We start from the raw sequence: 19043 nt of genomic DNA on the forward strand, positions 1-19043 counted from the left end.
CAGTTAGTAGCCGTAATACCCAGTGTCATAGCTGTAGTTGTAAGCATTTTCTTCCTGATACTGTTTGATAGCTTCGTCAATGTTCTTGCAACTGCCGTAAACTATATACTGAATGAACGCAGAGTTTGCGGCAAAGTCAGGATTAAGCACGTCCATGCTGTAGATGACTTCGTTTGTGAAATAGCCGTCAGCAGGTATTCTAAGCTGCTGGATATCATATTTCATATAGTCAAAAGCATTGAGGAGCAGATTTGCGATCTCACCATCAGTAAGGTCTGTGTTTATCTCAGGAAGGACTTTGTTCAGAAGCTTGTCAAGCTGAACAAGACTGAGCTTCTTGGATTCGGTTATGATCTCTGAGATAACACGTCTTTGACGTTCGGTACGCTCATAGTCGGAATTTCCTACATATCTAAGCCTTGCAAACGCAAGTGCCTGATTTCCGTTAAGATGAAGCTTTACCTTATCCTCATCACTCTTGCCCGCAAATATGTCGTCGCTTATATAGTCAGTGCCTTTCTTATTTTTAAGGTATTTGTTCTGTTCGGCCATCGGCTTCTTCATGCCCTCGGCTTCAGCCTTTGACACTTCCATATCGATACCACCTACAGTCTCAACTATATCTATAAATGAGTAGAAATTCACTCTTGCGTATCTGTCTATCTGGATGCCGAAATAATCCTCAATACACTGTTCAAGATACTCACATCCACCGTGCCAGTAAGCGCTGTTGAGCCTGTTGCCCTCGTCAAACTGCGCCATGTAAATGTACATATCACGCATAAGGGAGGTCATTGTAATAGTCTTGTTTTTGGTGTTTATGGAAATTATCATCATAACATCAGTATTTCCACGGCTCTCCTCTTCTGTATCACGGATATCCTCGCCAATGAGCAGAATGTTCGTTACGTCCTCGCTGGATATCTTGGAGGATTGCTTTTGTAGCTGAGCCTTAAGCTCGTCCTCTTTTTCCTTTGCGTCAAATGTATCCGCCTCACTTGTAAGCTCGCTGGAATTTATAGGCGCTTTGCCTGAATTTATCTTAGTGTCTTTAGTTCTGTCAAGCATTCCTGTGTAGTGGAAAAACAAACCTACGATAATGGCAATTATAATAATGAATACTACAAATATTATTCCAAGAGCAATACCCGTCTTTTTCTTCTTGCTCCAGCCTTTTTTCATTTTTGGCGTCTTATCCTGCTTTGGATCAGACTCATGTATCGGGTCAGCTTTCTGCTGTTCCTTTGAGGGGATAGGTATGACCCCCGTAGGTCCGTTTGAGTTTGAAGCATCAAGTATCTTTCTGTTTTCTATTGCATTGGATATTAGCGACTGTAAATCCTTATCTCCCTGAGTGTTGGAGGTGTTCTTGTTGTCGTTGTCCATAAAATAAACCTCGTTTCCGATTAAAGTCAGCAAGCCGGAAGTCTATAGCTCGTTTAAGCATAATACAATAATAGTATATACTATTTTACCTCAAATTACAACATAAATTTCGTACGAATTTGACTTTAAAATTACATCAATTTTTATAAAATCAAATAAAACCGCTTTAATTTACAACAATTTTACAAGAGATTATTGCAGCTATTTGATAATTTATAAAAAATTCAGAGAAAAATAGAAAAAACACTTGCCTTTTGTATAAAAATTTGTTATGATATTAGTAAGAGCGAAAAGGTGAGTTGTGTCCACATGATCTCACCTGATTTTTTTGTGTTTTATTTTTGATATATGGAGGAAAAATGATATGCCTACAAAATATGTCTTTGTAACAGGCGGTGTAGTATCAGGTCTTGGAAAGGGCATAACCGCTGCGTCACTGGGAAGATTGTTAAAAGCAAGGGGCTACAGCGTTACCATTCAGAAATTTGACCCGTATATAAATGTCGATCCAGGCACAATGTCACCTTATCAGCATGGTGAGGTTTTCGTAACTGACGATGGTGCGGAAACTGACCTTGATCTTGGTCACTATGAGAGATTTATCGACGAAAATCTTTCTATCAATTCAAATGTTACCACAGGTAAGATATACTGGACAGTTCTTAATAAGGAGAGAAGAGGAGATTATCTTGGCGGCACAGTTCAGGTCGTTCCTCATATCACCAACGAGATAAAGGATCGTCTTTACAGAGTAGGCAAATCAACTGACACAGATATAGTTATCACAGAGATCGGCGGAACAGTTGGCGATATCGAGTCCACACCATTCCTCGAGGCTATCAGACAGGCTTCTATCGAGCTTGGAAGAGAAAATTCCGTGTTTATCCATGTGTGTCTGCTGCCTTATATCTCAGGCTCAAAGGAGCTTAAATCAAAGCCTACACAGCATTCCGTAAAGGAATTGCTTTCTATCGGTATCCAGCCTAATATCCTTGTTCTTCGTTCTGAAATGGAGATACCTGAGGATATGAAGCAGAAGATAGGTCTTTTCTGCAACGTAAGAGCAGAGGACGTTATACAGAATCTTACAGCACCATCACTTTATGAAGTGCCTCTCTGGCTTGAAAAAGAGGGCCTTGCAGATGTTGTTTGTCATCATCTTAAGCTTGAGTGCAGACAGCCAGACCTTAAAGAGTGGCAGGAAATGATAGGCAGAGTTCATAGCTGCAACAAGAAAGTAACTATCGGTCTTGTTGGCAAGTATGTTGAGCTTGAGGACGCTTATCTTTCCGTAGCAGAAGCTCTCCGTCATGGCGGTTTTGAGAACAGCGCAGAAGTTGATATCAAGTGGATACAGTCTGAAAATCTCAATGAGAACACTGTAGCTGAAATGCTCCACGGCTGCGACGGCATAATCGTACCGGGCGGCTTTGGTGACAGAGGAATCGAGGGTATGATCGAAGCTATCAAATATGCAAGAGAACATAAGATACCAATGTTCGGTATCTGCCTCGGTATGCAGATGTCTGTTGTTGAGTTCGCAAGACACGTTGCAGGACTGGAAGGGGCAAATTCTTCCGAGTTTGGTGACACTCCATATCCTGTTATAGATATCATGGATTCACAGAAGGATATCACAGATAAGGGCGGCACGATGCGACTTGGCCTTTATCCATGCAAGCTTGCAGACAATTCAAGATGTGCTGAGATCTATTCAGCACCACAGAATCTTATCCGTGAGCGTCATCGTCACCGCTGGGAATTCAATAATGAATACAGAAAGCTTCTTGAAGATAAGGGTCTTATGCTTGCAGGCCTTTCACCTGACGAAAAGCTTGTTGAAATAGTAGAGCTTCCGAAGAATGTACACCCATGGTTCGTTGGTGTTCAGTTCCACCCAGAGTTCAAGTCAAGACCAAACAGAGCGCACCCTCTGTTCAGAGATTTCATCAGAGCTTCTATCGAGTATTCTGAGTTTGGAGAGAAAATATAATAACATATAGTTTTTATCAAGGACAGATGATTTTTTCATCTGTTCTTTTTTTGTGCAAAAATGCAAAACGTGCAGGAAAAATGGCGTAAATATGTATGATTTGAATAAAAGTCATTGACCTTTTATGTGATGTATGATATAATCGTATTAAGTAGAGTAAAAACTGATAGGTGGTGAGGGTTTGTTAAAAGATCTTGAGAAACCAATAGAGTATCTAAAAGGCGTTGGGGAAAAGCGTGCCGAATGTTATGAGAAATTAGGCGTGAAAACAGTCTATGACCTGCTTTGTCATTATCCGAGAAGTTATATCGACTATACCTCGCCTGTCCCCATAGCCGACGCACCAACTAACGAGCCTTGCATAGTAAAGGGCAGAGTAGTTAAAAAGCTCCCTGAAGCCCGTATCAGAAAGGGTCTGTCAGTGTACAAAGTCATTTTTACCGACGACGTCACCGACCTTGTAATAGTTATCTATAACAGCGAGTATATGTATAAACAGCTTGAAGTTGATAAAGAGTATTACCTCTGCGGCAGGATAACAGGAAACCTTGTGCGAAAAGAGATAAATTCTCCTGTGATACTTTCTGCCGATACTGAAGATAAAGTTCAGCCTGTCTATCACCTCACAGAGGGTCTTAGTCAGCAAATGCTCAGAAAAACAGTAAGGCTCGCCCTGAATGTTTTTAATAAGAATATCTATGAGCCTCTGCCAAAAAGCATAATGCAAAGGTATAATTTCTGTTCTCTTGAATATGCTTTGGAGAATATACATTTTCCAAAAGATATGCACACCTGTGAGCTTGCGAAAAATCGCCTTGTCTTTGACGAGCTTCTTGTTTTGCAGCTCGGTATGCAGCTTATGAAAAGCCGAAGCCGTGAAAAAAGCGGCTTTGTGCTGAAAACGCAGGATATGGACAGCTTTTATAACGCTCTGCCTTTTATCCTTACAAACAGCCAGCAAACCGCCATAGAGGATTGTATCAGAGATATGCAGAAAGAACAGCCTATGAACAGACTTGTTCAGGGCGACGTTGGCTCGGGTAAGACCGCAGTTGCGGCAGGAGCGGCATATTTTGTGTATAAAAATGGCTGTCAGACCGCACTTATGGCGCCTACTGAGATACTTGCAGAACAGCATTACGAGACACTCAAAGGCTTTCTCGAACCGCTTGGCGTAAAGGTGGCACTGCTCACAGGCTCTATGACCGCAAAACAGAAAAAGCTTGTGAAAGAGGGGCTTGAAAACGGTGAATACGCTGTTGCAGTGGGAACACACGCTCTTGTTCAGCAGACAACGAAGTTCAAAAAGCTTGCCCTTGTCATAACAGACGAGCAGCACCGCTTTGGCGTTGAACAGCGTGCGGCACTTGCTTCAAAGGGTGAAAATCCCCATAAGCTTGTTATGTCAGCCACGCCTATCCCTAGAACTCTTGCCCTTATGATATACGGCGACCTTGATATTTCTGTACTGAAAGAGCTTCCTAAGGGCAGACAGCCTGTTGAAACTTATGCCGTTACAGGAAAACTTCGCGAGCGTGCTTTTAACTATGTGAAAAAATATCTTGACGAGGGCAGACAGGGTTATATAGTCTGTCCAATGATAGAGGAAAGTGATATGGACTTGCAGGACGTTAAGACCTATGCTAAAAAGCTTTCTCAGGATACGTTTAAAGATTACACTGTGGGACTTCTTCATGGCAGAATGAGCGGCGCTCAGAAAGAACAGGTCATGAACGACTTCAAGGAGCATAAAATAGACCTGCTCGTTTCCACAACAGTTGTGGAGGTAGGAGTTGACGTGCCTAATGCGGCAATAATGGTAATAGAAAATGCTGACAGATTTGGTCTTTCTCAGCTTCACCAACTTCGTGGTCGTGTGGGAAGAGGTAAATATAAATCAAGTTGTATCCTCATTACAGACAACGTGAATGAGGAAAGCGTGAAAAGGCTTAAAATTTTGGGCAAGACTAACGACGGCTTTAAGATATCTGAGGAAGATCTTAAACTCAGAGGTCCCGGTGACTTTTTCGGAAGCAGACAGCATGGCCTACCTGCATTGAAGATAGCGGATATGTCACAGGATATGGATATACTAAGAAAAGCACAGGAAGCCGCACAGCTTATCAGAAACGCAGACCCTAAACTTGAGCGTACAGAAAATATATATCTAAGAGAGCTTGTGGATAAACTCTTTGATAAAACTATGTCAGATAATTGAAAGATGTAAAGTCTGAAAACTTTATCGTGTAAGATGAGATGTAAAGCATAAAGACTTTATAAAGCGAAAGAATAAAACGGAGGTAGTTATGGAACCAATAAAATTTTTAAAGTACATTTTGTCGAGAATTGGGATAATGATCGTTCTTACACTGTTTTCAGCCTTTGCAGGCATTGTGCTGATACCGGCTCTGGTTACGGTCTTTCCGTCAAGCACATCTGCTTTCAAGAGCTTTATGACAAATAGTAATGTAGACTCATTTATAGGCTTTGCGGTCATGCTTATATTTTTCCTAAGACTTTTTTATGACGACGGCAAACGCCATGCCGCATATGAAAATTGGAGCTGGGTCAATATTACAATAGTGTATCTTCTTATGCTTCTAGTGTATTTTATTCCTGCAATATTCAGGGATTCATTCAGTCAGGAGGGCAAGGGAGATATCTTCTATAAGGTGCTTTATTATCCGTGTATATGGCTGAATGAAGGCGTGGGCATGAACTACCTTGTAAGCGTGATAATCGGCATAGGACTTCTTCTTGCAGCGTCCTATTGTTTCTATCTGATAGCCTATAAAGTGTATGTTCATAAGCATCCTGTCATTCTCAAAAGTATGAAATCTTTTAGTACGGGCAAGACGGATAATAAAGTATAAGTTTGTATTATTTGAACATAAATAAGAGTATTTACTATCAGAAATCTGTATGAACTCGCTTTGAATGTTAAATATTATTTAAAATGTTAGTTTAATTATTCTATTTGTACAAATTCGATAAATTTGTGAAGATTATTTTGTAAATAAATTAACGCTTAAAAAGCACTCAATCACTTGCGAAAAGATGAAAATAATGTTATAATTATAAAAATGCGTTTTGTGTATTTTTAAAGTTTTTTGTTATGAATGCACAAAATGTATAAATAAGTGGAGGTGTATCTACATATTATGAAGAAATTTTCCTATGTTGCTAAGGATACCTCGGGAAAAACCATAAAGGGTATCTATGAGGCTGAGGATGCACAGGAAGTACTGGACAAGATCCACGAACAAGGTCTTTTCTGTATAAGTTATACAGAAGCATTGGGCGGTGCAGGCAAACAATCTGTGCACAAGTTCAATACTAAGGAACTTGCTTTCTGCTGCCGTCAGCTTGCGGCAATGATGACATCGGGTCTTACCATTGTTAAAGCGCTCGACATTCTCTATAAAGAAGAGGAGAATAAGGGTGCAAAGGATGTTTGGAGAAGCGTTTATGACGATGTTCAGAAAGGTCAGAGCTTTACCGAGGCCCTCGATACAAGAAGAGGAAGCTTTCCGGACTTTTTCATTTCAATGGTAGACGCAGGTGAGACCTCAGGTACGCTTGATATGACAATGCAGCGTCTGAGCGATTATTATGCAAACTCAAACAAGTTGAACAATAAGGTAAAGAGTGCGATGACTTATCCTATCATACTTGGCGTTCTTTGTATCGTCATGGTAATCGGTATGTTTACGTTCATCATGCCTATATTTGCAGGTCTTATGTCAGAGGATCAGATGCCTGCACTTTCTAAGGCTCTTTTCTCATTCAGTGACTTTTTCAAGGCAAAATGGTATATCATTCTTATCGTGGTCGTTGTTTTGATATTCGGTTGGATATACGCCTTGAAAGTACCGTCAGTCAGACTTAAATTTGACTATATCAAGATAAAAATGCCTGCCGCCGGAAAGCTTATGGTAAAGATCTATGAGGGTCGTTTCGCAAGAACTCTTTCATCACTTTATTCAAGCGGTATCCCAATGGTAGAGTGTCTTGAACGTTCGTCAAGAATACTTGGAAACGCTTATGTTGATAAGATGTTCATTCAGGTAGTTGATGAAGTTAAGCAGGGCGCACCGCTTTCAGCGTCACTTGCAAAAACAGAGATATTTGAAGGAATGTTTACTTCCATCATCTATGTCGGTGAGGAATCAGGTGCTCTCGATGAGATCCTTGAGAAAACTGCTGACTACTATGAGGAAGAAGCAGACGCAGCCGTTACAAGACTTGTAGGACTTATGGAACCATTGCTCATCGTATTCATGGGTGTTGCGATCGGTCTTTGCCTTGCGGGTATCTTCCCACTGCTCTACGGTTCATTGTCAGGTCTGGAAAACTAAGGGTCTGCATTTTATGTTCGTTAATTTTAAATATCTCCTCTTCTTTAAAATGGAGAGGGAAGATATTTGTTTTGAAAAATAATTTAAGAGGTGAAGGAATAAATGCTATCATTTGATATTTCTGATAGACAAATCAACATTGTTAAAGGTGATAACTCCTCTAACAAGATAAGGATCGAGAGATCTTTGCAGGTAGACGTTCCTGAGGATATGATCCTTAATGGTGAGGTCATCAACCTTTCAGGTCTGTCTGAGTTACTGCTCACTCAGCTCAAGGCTGAGGATATGATGGATAAGGACGCTATCGTTACTTTTTCATCGAGCAACATCGTATTCAAGGAGCTTGTAGTTCCAAAGGCAAAGGGTAATGAGTTCCTGCTTATGGTACAGAACCATATGAGCCAGGAAATGGGTATCACAGATGAGTATTCTATCTCATATACAGTAGTAGGTGAAGCAGGCGAGGATAATCCTGGCGCAGTGAAGGTACTTGCAACAGCTTGCCCTAGTACGATAGTTGAAAGCTACAGAAAGCTTTATAACATTATGGGCATGAACCTCAGATCTGTTAACATCGGATGTAACTCTATCGCAAGAATCGTTCTTGCTGACAAGTCCAACATGGAGAAAATGCCACTGTTGGTTTGCCAGATCGATAAGAACTTCCTTGGTCTTACACTTTTTGAGAATGGACAGATGGCATTCGCCAGATACGTTCCTATCTCAGAAGATGATTATGATTCTGACGATTATATCACTGAAGCTCTTAACGAGAACATCTTCAGAATGGAGCAGTTCAATAAGGCAAGAGGCGGTTCAGGACTTGAAAATGTTATCCTCTATGGCTTTATCGAGGACTACATCAAACTCGTTGACGCTCTTGACGGTCTTGATATAAAGGCTTCCGTTCTCGGTGTGCCTGCTCAGATCACAGGTTTCGAGAACTTCGAGTTTACAGTATTCGCTAATGCTATCGGTGCTCTCTATAAGAGAAACAAGGCAACAGAGAAGATCAACCTCCTCGAAGTCGATCAGTCCACAGGTAAGGGCGGCAACAGCGGAATGGGTTCGCTGCTCATGACAGGCGGTATCTTCGCTGCGGCAGCTGCAGTGCTTATCGCAGGTGCAACACTTGTTATTAATCTCAGGAAGAGTTCTATCGAGAAAGATATAGACAAGACTAATGATAAGATAGCTGTTTGCAATGAGAAGATCGCCCAGAACCAGATACTTCACAATAAGATGAAGATCATGCAGGATTATTCAAACTATGTTACATCAGCAAATGCAGCTCTTGAAACACTTCCGGTCGTGTCAAGTGAGATGTTTGACGATATCAAGGAAGCTCTTGGTTCTTTCAAGTATGAAGGCTTTACATATAACCTTGAAGCTGGTACAGTAACACTTACTAAGGTTGAGCTTGATGATCAGTCAGATGTAAAAACAGCAATCGATGCCCTTGTAGGTACAGGACTCTTCCAGGAAGATGTAGGATACAACGGATATTCGATCGGTGAAGAAGGCAGCTCAGGCGTAACGCTTGATTCGCTGACACTTTATCTTAAAGAAGAGGGCGAGGGTGAATAATTATGAAGTTGAATTATCGTGATAAAATGATTTTGATAGTAGTATTCGTACTGCTTATAATTGTTGCAGGTTTTATGCTTTTTATTAAGCCTGCCATTGATGAGTGCAGTCAGGCAAGCAGTGATCTGGAATCAGCAAAGGTACAGCTCAGCGAGCTTGAAGATCAGGTAGACAAGGATAAGAACCTTGCCGCTGAGATTCAGACACTTTATACAAGCACGTCACAGGTCGCAGCTAACTTCTATGATTATCAGGTAGCATACAAGGCTACTGATAAGGTTCGTGAGCTTTTTAATGTTGATGATGTAAAGATCAAAAACTCCAATATGACTATTTCATCATACGGCAGCACAGTTCTTTCACCTTTTGCTTATGAGTCAACAGCAACAGCTACTGATTTTGACACTAAGGTAGATGAATACAATAATGCAAGCACAACTGATTCATCAGCCGCAGACGCTAATGCAGATGCAAATGCAGCTGCAGAAGATCCTAATGCAGCTGCTGGACAGACAATAGGTTACTATAGCCTTAACATTCAGTTCAAAAGCTCACTTTCAGGTTTCAAGAATTTTGCTGATAACCTGACGACAAACAATGAAAAGAGCATGGTGATCGAGAATGTTAACATTGAGAATGTCAATGAGAGCGAGATCTCAGGCTCTATGACACTGAATATGTACGTTCTGAAGAAGCTTGCTGATCCTTCTGCCAGCTAAGAGAAAACTATTTGGTAGGATAAGGAATATTTCTTATCCTGCCAATTAGTGCTATATAATGATTAAAAATTTTATATAAGTAATCAACCTGTGTAAAATGAAAAAAAAGTATAGCATAAGTGATAATAAAACTAAGAAAGGTGGTTAATATGAAGAATACTCCGAAGAGGAAACAAAGAAACAAACCCGGAGTCGTGCTTTTCACAGCGGTTGCTGTCATGCTCATGCTGTCAATACTTTTGACTGCAACTGTTTCTTTTGTTTCGGTAAACAGGACAAAAACAAATGATAACTATAAGAGTAAACAGGCTTATCTGACAGCTTCATCTACTCTTGAAAGCTTTATTAATCAGATACAAACTGATACTGCTCCTACCAATGACCCTACTGCAAAGGCTCAGCAGAAACAGGTTATGGATAACCTTAAAAAACTTGCAAGCGCTAACAGCGGTAAGGGTACTACTACTACTGTAAGTTACAACGGCGGTGACGGTAAAAGCGATAATATCGGTACCACAAAGATAACTGTAGCACAGGAGGGTACAAGTGTTGCAAATATCGTTGTTACCTGTGAAACTACTTATCTGGGAAAAACTGAGAAGGTAGCAGCTCATATTTCCACGCACCCAGTTCCAAAGCCTGCCGAGTATACAAATACTATCGAGCTTGTTGGTAACGGCGGCGCAGGTTACGATAACCTTAACGTTATCGGTGATATGGCTGGTATCAATAATACCACTGGTAAGATTTATAGATTTACAAACAATACCAGTATCTATGGTTCTTATCTTATGTATGGTTCTTTGGAGGTTTCAACTCAGCCTCTTATCATGCTCAAGCCTAGTCTTGTAGATGAAAAGCAGGGTTCAACTGTTACAATTTCTGAAAACCTTGATGTTTCAAATGAATTCCACATTAACTCCACAATGGCAAGAGCAGACGGATATAACTATGTTAATATCGGTCAGAAGCTCTCTACTTCAAACCATATGGACGTTGGTTCTTCAGGTTTTGATGTCGATTTGTTCTGTTGTGAAGCTAACATTGGCGGAAATGACTATACACAGTATGGTAACTTCTACGTTTATAAGGGCGCAGGTGCTTATAATGGCGATGCAACATTTGGTGCAAATGGTCAGACGATCAATGGCTCTCTCTATGTCGAGGGTGATCTTAATGTCACAAAGTCACTTAAGGTAACAGGCTCTGTTTATGTTACCGGCACTATCACGGGTAAAGATAAGATTGTCTGCCAGGCTTCAAATATTCATGAAGGAGCTGTTCTTAGCAAAGCAGGTCGTGACGCAAAGCCACAGATACCTGTATCTGCTGATGCCTATGTATATTATCCGGAAGATTTCTTCATGAGCAATGATACTAATGTGACAACGATCTCTGATCAATATCAGGATTTCTATAATGGCAAAAACACTAAAACTTTCAATACCTTTGCAAGCGATCCAAGCTATTGGAATAATGTTGACTACACGCTTACTGAGCTAATAGACCTTACAGGAACAGGAGCTAAGACTCCAGTTACAAGCCGCTACAAATTGAGAATAACATCAAGCTGTACATGGGCAAAAGATCTTTCGTTCAAAGATTATGGCAATGGTTCAAGGATCCTCGTTGATGTTTCTGATTCTTCGGGTGATATCGTTATAAGACTTCAGAATGGTCTTAATCTTGGAGCAGAATGGTCACCTGTAATAGTTGTTAGAAATCGTTCAACTATAATTGATACGACTACAGGTGACAGAAAATACAACTGCTATTTTGTTTCAGACTCAGGCAGTGCTATTACACTTAATGGTATCGACTCAGTAACAGGCAAGTCACAGCATTCAGGCTCTAGTGCTTGTAACTATAGCTTTAAGGGACTTAAGGTATTTGATTATGATACTTACGTTCGTATGTTTGATTCTTCTGTTCTCAATAATACAAAGGGTAACCCTGGCTTACCACAGAGCGGCTTTGTTCTCAACCCTACATCTGTAGATGTTGCAGGCTCTTACAGACCGAAAAACAGCAGCATCATCTTCCTGTTTGGTGAGAACACAACACTTAACGCTACAGATCAAAGCTTCTTCCAGGGCTCATTCTATTCACCACAGGCTATCGTTAATATCGCAACAAGCGGTCTTGGCGGACTTGTGGTAACAGACTCAGCAGGCGGAAAAATGACCGTTCAGTGCTGTGCAGTTGGCGTAGTTATCGCAAACAGCTTTGGTAACGCCAATACAGCGTTCTATGTATACACCAAGCCTTCAACTACTTCTGTAATGCAGAATGCGAAGGGCGGCAAGGATGATTATGCTTACGGATACGAACTTGACAGATATGATCACTACTAATTGAAAGGAGTATACTCATGAAAAAGAACAGCAAAAATAAAAAGGGTATGACTCTTGTAGAGGTCATCATAGCAATGGCACTTTTGTCAGGTATGTCAGCTATGCTTGTTACAGTTGCTGTAGCGGCAAAAAGACAGAATCTTGAAAACTACTACCGCAACAATGAAATGTATACTCAGGCAGTAAATGCCGAGCAGTATAATGATAACAAGACCGTCAATATGAACGAGCTGAAGGTAAATAAGTTTTCTTCAAGCGGCAAAACTACAAATGAGTTTGCCCTTGAGGCAGACTTTGGAAGCGGCATAAAGTTCAATACTACAGCCTATGGTTTTAAAGCAAAGCTTAATAATATTGATGAGGATGCAGGCTATCAGCTCAAATTTCTTCAAGGTAAGGACGTAAATATTACACCTAATCCTGAAAAAAGCGTATATTGGGTGAAATTTTATAACAATTCAGGGACAGATATGAATTTCTATGCTCTCACTCCTGAGCTTACAGGCGGAAAGTTCTTTGATGTAAATAATAACTCATCAGGAAATTCACTTCTTATCCCTATCGGTGACGGCGGAAATCAGCAGTTTGGCGTTGTGCTTTCAGGCGTAACAGGAAGCGATTATTTCGGCTTCTCACAGTCATCTGATCTTTACAGCAACGCTCCAACAGCCGATGCAGCTGCATTTAAGATCACAGATGCGACCTTTGACCATTATCTTGAAAAAGATGCGTCAGGTAAAGCTACAGGTTATGTAGTTATCCATTATATGGGTGGTTCCGATTACAAAAATCAGGCTGAATATGACGCTGCACAACCAACACCATAAGGAGGGAGGATCTTGAAAATGAATAAAAACCGCAAGGGTTTTACCCTTGTTGAGCTTATCGTTGTGGTAACGATTTTCGGCGTGATCCTCGGAGCTATCCTTAATATGATCAAACCTGCAAATAACGTTTATCATGACGCTGATGCAACAATGGAAAGCAATATCATAGGTTCAGGTCTTATAGACTATCTTGATGATGAGCTTAGATATTCGACCAATGTTCTTGTGCTTAAAAATTATATTGGTGTGCCTGATGTTTCAACCTCTGGTACTATCGGTGGAAGCGGTGTGACCTATTCAAATTGTATCGTTATTGACAATAATAATCTTCGTGGCTATAGTCTGAAAAACTATTCAGGCAGCGACACGGATACAGCTGCAAAGAGAATGGGTGCAAAAGGCTGTATCATCAATGTAGGTAATGTAAATACAGAGGGCTTAAACTTTAATAATTCTGCTGTTGCAAGAGGCGTTGATTTTTACGACAATTATAAGTTTGATATCGGTGCAAGTATCAGCAATATTGAGGAAATGCGTACTCTCGACGTTTCTCTTACAGCCTATCAGCCAACATATGAGAACGGAAGCTATACTTTTACGAAAACAAAGTATAAAAAGGACGCAGCAGTAAATCTCACAAATATTAACATAAAAAAAGACGATTCATACAAAGTTCATGACTATAAAGATTTCTCTGTACATCCTGCTTATGTCACATATCCTCAGGCAACTACTGCTCCTGCAGGTTGCACAGCTCAGCAGGAAAAGTATTACAGCCTTGACGCTTCAAACACATATACTTATATTTTCTACGATAAGACAACAGTTTCAAGTTCAAAAACATACAGTGTAAAGTTTATCTACTCTGCAAGCGACCCTGATTCAACGCTTCGTGGTAAACAGATAGATACTAAGTCTGTCAAGGCGGGTACAGTTTATAAAACTCCACCTTCTATGCCATCAAGAACAGGTTATGGCACGCCTTATTGGGTAGACAGCAAGAATAACGTTGCTGATTTTACAACAGGCGTAACAATAAATAAGGATATGGTATTCTCCTGTGTTTATCCGCCTGTTGCACCGAAAGCCCAATTTAATGTAACGTTTGAGAATATCAACGGTTCTACATTTACAACAACAAAAGTCTATGATGGCGACTTTGCAAATGACCCGGGAATTCCAACTGATATGGATACTATAAAACAGGATTTTGTTAAGTGGGTATACAAATCAGATAACTCAAAGGGTCTTACTGATGTTTCTATTACAGATAGCTCAGTTGTTTTCGTTCCAGTTGTACAGAACAAGCATAAGGTTGAGTTTAAATTAAACGGTTCTTTAATAAATGCTTCAACTATTTATGTTTCTGATGGACAGTATGCAAATTATCCAGGAGCTACCCCTGTTTCGTCAGACGCTAATAAGATATTTGGCGGTTGGGTCGTAGAAGGAACAAATGATGATATATCTACTAAGGTTATAACATCAGATACTGTTTTTGAGGCAACCTTCATTTCAAAACCGACAAATGATTTGTACGTTATCAGCAGTATCGCAAGAAAAATCAATGATGGTGAGATAGACTATGATATAACAATACAGAATAATGGTTCTGATGTTGTAAAGATCTGGTCTTTAAGTGCTAATGTTGGTTTTGCATTTGATCAGATGCAGGCGGATTGGAGATTGAAAATTCCAAATGATAAGGTTTGCGGATTTACAACGAACAATGATTTGAATAACCCATCAAACTGTGTATTTATTCCAGCGGGTGGAACCGTCACAGTTACGTTGTATTTTAAGAAGTACAACGATCCAAAGTATACTGAGGATCTTTCAAAGTATTCTCTGAACCCATCTGATATTACAATATCTAAGGTACAGTAATTTCTTTTCTCAATCAGACCCCTCCACGGGTCTGATTGCTGAAAAAATCCCCTTAACAGAAAACTTCTATTAAGAGGATTTTTTGAGCAAAAAAATTCCGCAGTATCAGACTGCGGAATTTGCAATTATCTTATTATCAGCATTGCTTCGTTCATCATCTCGTTAAGACCGGTAAAGTCCATGTACCATGAACCGATCTGCTCTGAGTACAAGGCTGCAATAGCAATTCCTATGGAGAGATATGGACCAAATGCAAATACTGAATCACCGCTGCGGTGCTTCTGGATAAGTCCGCCGATCGAGCCTGTTATCAGTCCGATAAGAAGAGCTACCAAAGCACCCTGCATTCCGAGAAACAACCCTGCGGCTGCCATGAGATATACATCTCCCATGCCCATTGCTTTCTCGTGTGTGATAAGACAAATAATAAGCAAAGGCACGCTCACAATGAAAAATCCGATCAAGTGTGATTTAAGCGTAAGTCCCGTCTGATCTTTGCAGAAGATGTATTCCGCAACACCAAGCAAACCTATGAATATCACAACATATGTGTTGATAAGCTGAGTGTCCCAGTCCATGAAGAATACAACGATAAGAGCAGAGAATAACAGACAGACAAGTGCTGCACGAAGCGGATTGAAAATTCCATTAAAATGGTAGAATACCCATAAGTAGAGCAGTGCGTTCAGCGTTTCAACTATAGTGTATCTTGCCGATATCTTTGCACCGCAGCTTCGACACTTTCCACGAAGTATGCACCAGCTTACTATCGGTATAAGGTCACGCCGTTTGATCGGCTCTCCGCAGGTCATACAGTGAGAATTTCGCTTGATAAGACTTTCATTTTTCGGCAATCGGTATATGCAGACGTTAAGAAAACTGCCTATGCACGCTCCGAAGATGAACACAAATACATAAATGATTATGTATGATAAGGTTAAATTATCCACAGTGATCCTCCTTTGGATTCATTAGTTAATATATTAATTTTATCATACTTTCATGAAGATTACAATAGATAATATGATTTTTTTGCGGTTTTTGCACCGCAGCAGACGTTTCCGCAGCGTCGGATCCCTAAATCAATGCGGAGGATTGGAGTAATATATATGAGAAACGGCCCTATCGGTCAGTATCTGGTACAGAAAGGTCTTATAACTGAAGAACAGCTTCAGGAAGTCCTTGCCAAACAGAAGGAGCAAAAGGGAAGACTTTTTGGTGATGTCATTATTGACATGAAGCTCGTTACCGATGTTCAGTTCTGTCAGGTCCTCGCCGAGCGACTGAATGTGTCTTATATCGACCTTGATAATACAGAGCTTATGCCTGATATAGTCAAGAAGATACCTGAGGCAACTGCAAGAAAGTATAACGTCATCGCAGTCAGCAAAATAGGCAAGCGTATGACCGTTGCAACTAATGACCCTATCAACTTCTATATTTTCGAGGATCTCCGTGTTATCACAGGCTGCAGCATAACACCTGTCCTTGCCACAAAGTCATCTATCAACCGTGCTATCGGTAAGATGTACTCAGAAGGTCAGGTTAACTCCGTTGTTGACGAAGCTACAAAGCAAAAAGAGGAAGAGCTTAACCTTGAAGAACTCAAGGATATCTCCGAGGAGAGAATCGAGAACGCTCCTATCGTTAAACTTGCTACCGCTATCGTTGAGAACGCCCAGCGTCAGGATGCAACGGATATACATATCGAGCCATTCAAGGATAAAACCGTTATCCGTATCCGTGTAAACGGCGACCTTATCGAGCTTATGACTCTTTCCGCTGCACTTCATACTTCGCTTGTTACCCGTTTCAAGATCTTGAGCGGCATGAATATTGCCGAAAAGCGTATCCCACAGGACGGTCGTATGTCACAGGTCGTTGACGGCACAACTCTTGACCTCCGTGTATCTAACCTTCCAATGGTATACGGTGAGAAAGTCGTTCTCCGTATCCTCGCAACGGGCGATATGTCACTTAGAAAAATAACCGACCTGGGTATGACCGAGTATAACTATAAGAGATTTGAGTCTTGCCTTAAAGTGCCACAGGGTGTTGTCCTTGTAACAGGCCCTACAGGTTCAGGTAAATCTACCACACTTTATGCCGCACTTGGTGAGATCTCAAAGCCTAATAACAATGTTATTACCGTCGAAGACCCAGTCGAGAAAAAGATCGATGGCGTAAATCAGTGCCAGATAAACGAAAAGGCAGGCATGACATTCGGTGCAGCACTTCGTTCTATCCTCCGTCAGGACCCTGACATCATAATGGTCGGAGAAATGCGTGATACTGAAACTGCTGAAATCGCTATCCGTGCCGCTATTACAGGACACCTTGTTCTGTCAACACTTCATACCAATGACGCCGCTTCTACTGTAACAAGACTTGTGGATATGGGCGTTGAGGCATACATGGTCGCAACCTCACTTATCGGTATCGTTGCTCAGCGTCTTACAAAGGTGCTTTGCCCTGAGTGCAAAAAGCCTAGAATGTCAACTGAGGAAGAAAATGAGCTTATGGGTCTTGACCATTCAGTACAGGTGTACGACCCATGTGGCTGTCCAAAGTGCAATAACACAGGATATAAGGGAAGAACCGCTATCCATGAGATCCTTCTCGCAACACCGTCTATGCAGGCTCTTATCACAAGGGGAGCAAAAGCTGACGAAATTCAGGAGCTTGCAAAGAAAGAGGGCTGTCACCTGCTTCGTGACAACGTTTCAGAGCTTGTTCAGCAAGGCAAGACCTCAATGGACGAACTTATCCGTGTAACATATGCTGTATAAAAAAGAAATATATGGAGGTAAATTCTAATGGCAATCGACATTAACAAAATTCTTGATGAAGCAAGAGCCCTTGGCTGTTCCGACCTGCACTTCACCGTAGGTATTCCGCCGATAGTTAGACAGGGCGGTAACCTGAGAAAGCTTTCCTCATATCCTGATATGACCGAGATCGAAATTCTCAAAATATGCGAGGATATGTGTACAGATAAGCAGCGTCAGTCTATCAAAGACCATATTGATACCGACTTTACATATGTATCTTCAAGAGGTTTCCGTCACCGTGTAAACGTGTATCGTCAGAGAGGAAACACGGCCATCGCTCTCCGTCTTTTGAGAAACGATATCCCGACCCTTACCGACCTTGACCTGCCACCTATCCTTGCAGAGTTCTCAATGAGACCTCGTGGACTTGTGCTTGTAACCGGTCCTACCGGTTCAGGTAAGTCAACAACTCTTGCCGCAATGATCGACCATGTAAATATCCATAAATCAGCTCATATCATCACTATTGAGGACCCTATCGAGTATATGCACGCTCATAAGAGATGTATGGTAAACCAGAGAGAGATTGGACCTGACGTACCGAGCTTCTCACTTGCTCTCCGTGCTGCTCTCCGTGAGGACCCGGACATTATCCTCGTAGGAGAAATGCGTGACTTCGAGACTATCGAAGCTGCTGTTACCGCCGCTGAAACAGGACATCTTGTTATGAGTACACTTCATACAACGTCCGCACCGTCAACTATCGACCGTATCATCGACGTTTTCCCTGCTCACCAGCAGCATCAGATCAGAACTCAGCTTGCTTCCGTTCTTGTAGGTATCTGTACTCAGACACTTTGCCGTACATTCGACGGTACAAGCCGTGTAGCTTGCTGTGAGATACTCAACGCAACAGACTCTATCAAAGCTATGATCCGTGACGATAAGGTGCATCTTATCGGTTCAGCTATGCAGACAGGTAAAGCAACAGGAATGCAGACCATGGATCAGGAGCTTGCAAAGCTCGTTCGTTCGAGAACGATCTCCATGGACGTTGCGCTTGAAAAGTGCGTAAACCCACAGGATCTCAAGAGATTTATCGCAGGCGGAGCTTAAACCACAATATAAATAATAAAGAGCGTTTTTACCGAGAAAGTAAAA

The 19043-nt window shown here is 41.2% G+C and carries 13 protein-coding genes; 11 read left to right on the plus strand and 2 right to left on the minus strand.

Features of this window, described 5'->3' with window-relative positions; all coding sequences use genetic code 11:
• Window positions 1–3 precede the first annotated feature (3 nt).
• Window positions 4–1386 carry an LCP family protein gene (locus tag DW938_RS01320; RefSeq protein ID WP_117939073.1) on the minus strand — a complete coding sequence of 461 codons (1383 nt, stop codon included), beginning with the start codon at window positions 1384–1386 and terminating at the stop codon, window positions 4–6.
• 364 nt (window positions 1387–1750) lie between these two features.
• Between DW938_RS01320 and DW938_RS01325 the strand changes: the two genes are divergently transcribed.
• From DW938_RS01325 to DW938_RS01365, 9 genes are all read left to right on the plus strand, one after another.
• A complete protein-coding gene (locus tag DW938_RS01325) occupies window positions 1751–3379 on the plus strand; it encodes a CTP synthase (RefSeq protein WP_118123666.1) in 1629 nt (542 codons plus the stop codon).
• A gap of 181 nt (window positions 3380–3560) precedes the next feature.
• The gene (gene recG, locus DW938_RS01330; protein WP_118123667.1) at window positions 3561–5597 is read left to right on the plus strand and encodes an ATP-dependent DNA helicase RecG; all 2037 of its coding nucleotides are present in this window, start codon (window positions 3561–3563) and stop codon (window positions 5595–5597) included.
• Between the two features lie 88 nt (window positions 5598–5685).
• Entirely contained in the window at window positions 5686–6252 is a 567-nt protein-coding gene (locus DW938_RS01335) for a hypothetical protein (RefSeq protein ID WP_118123668.1), read from the plus strand.
• Window positions 6253–6540: 288 nt separating this feature from the next.
• Window positions 6541–7737, plus strand: coding sequence for a type II secretion system F family protein (locus tag DW938_RS01340; protein WP_117876523.1), 1197 nt, complete (start codon window positions 6541–6543; stop codon window positions 7735–7737).
• Window positions 7738–7839: 102 nt separating this feature from the next.
• On the plus strand, window positions 7840–9324 hold the full coding sequence (gene pilM, locus DW938_RS01345) for a pilus assembly protein PilM (RefSeq protein ID WP_118059761.1): 1485 nt from the start codon (window positions 7840–7842) through the stop codon (window positions 9322–9324).
• Between the two features lie 2 nt (window positions 9325–9326).
• On the plus strand, window positions 9327–10043 hold the full coding sequence (gspM, locus tag DW938_RS01350) for a type II secretion system protein GspM (protein ID WP_118123669.1): 717 nt from the start codon (window positions 9327–9329) through the stop codon (window positions 10041–10043).
• Between the two features lie 149 nt (window positions 10044–10192).
• Complete coding sequence (locus tag DW938_RS01355; protein WP_118123670.1) at window positions 10193–12397, plus strand: hypothetical protein; 2205 nt, start codon at window positions 10193–10195, stop codon at window positions 12395–12397.
• Window positions 12398–12414: 17 nt separating this feature from the next.
• A complete protein-coding gene (locus tag DW938_RS01360; RefSeq protein ID WP_117923118.1) occupies window positions 12415–13224 on the plus strand; it encodes a type II secretion system protein in 810 nt (269 codons plus the stop codon).
• Between the two features lie 18 nt (window positions 13225–13242).
• The gene (locus DW938_RS01365) at window positions 13243–15111 is read left to right on the plus strand and encodes a prepilin-type N-terminal cleavage/methylation domain-containing protein (RefSeq protein WP_207660685.1); all 1869 of its coding nucleotides are present in this window, start codon (window positions 13243–13245) and stop codon (window positions 15109–15111) included.
• A 125-nt stretch (window positions 15112–15236) separates the two neighbouring features.
• On the opposite strand, the gene DW938_RS01370 is transcribed toward DW938_RS01365, so the two are convergent.
• Entirely contained in the window at window positions 15237–16061 is an 825-nt protein-coding gene (locus tag DW938_RS01370; protein WP_118123672.1) for an A24 family peptidase, read from the minus strand.
• 159 nt (window positions 16062–16220) lie between these two features.
• Between DW938_RS01370 and DW938_RS01375 the strand changes: the two genes are divergently transcribed.
• Together DW938_RS01375 and DW938_RS01380 are read left to right on the plus strand one after the other, a co-directional pair.
• Entirely contained in the window at window positions 16221–17900 is a 1680-nt protein-coding gene (locus DW938_RS01375; protein WP_117857762.1) for a GspE/PulE family protein, read from the plus strand.
• Between the two features lie 27 nt (window positions 17901–17927).
• A complete protein-coding gene (locus DW938_RS01380) occupies window positions 17928–18998 on the plus strand; it encodes a type IV pilus twitching motility protein PilT (RefSeq protein WP_022286804.1) in 1071 nt (356 codons plus the stop codon).
• Window positions 18999–19043 lie beyond the last annotated feature (45 nt).

Origin of the sequence: Ruminococcus sp. AM43-6, assembly GCF_003461785.1 — a bacterium.
Classification (GTDB): domain Bacteria; phylum Bacillota; class Clostridia; order Oscillospirales; family Ruminococcaceae; genus Hominimerdicola; species Hominimerdicola aceti.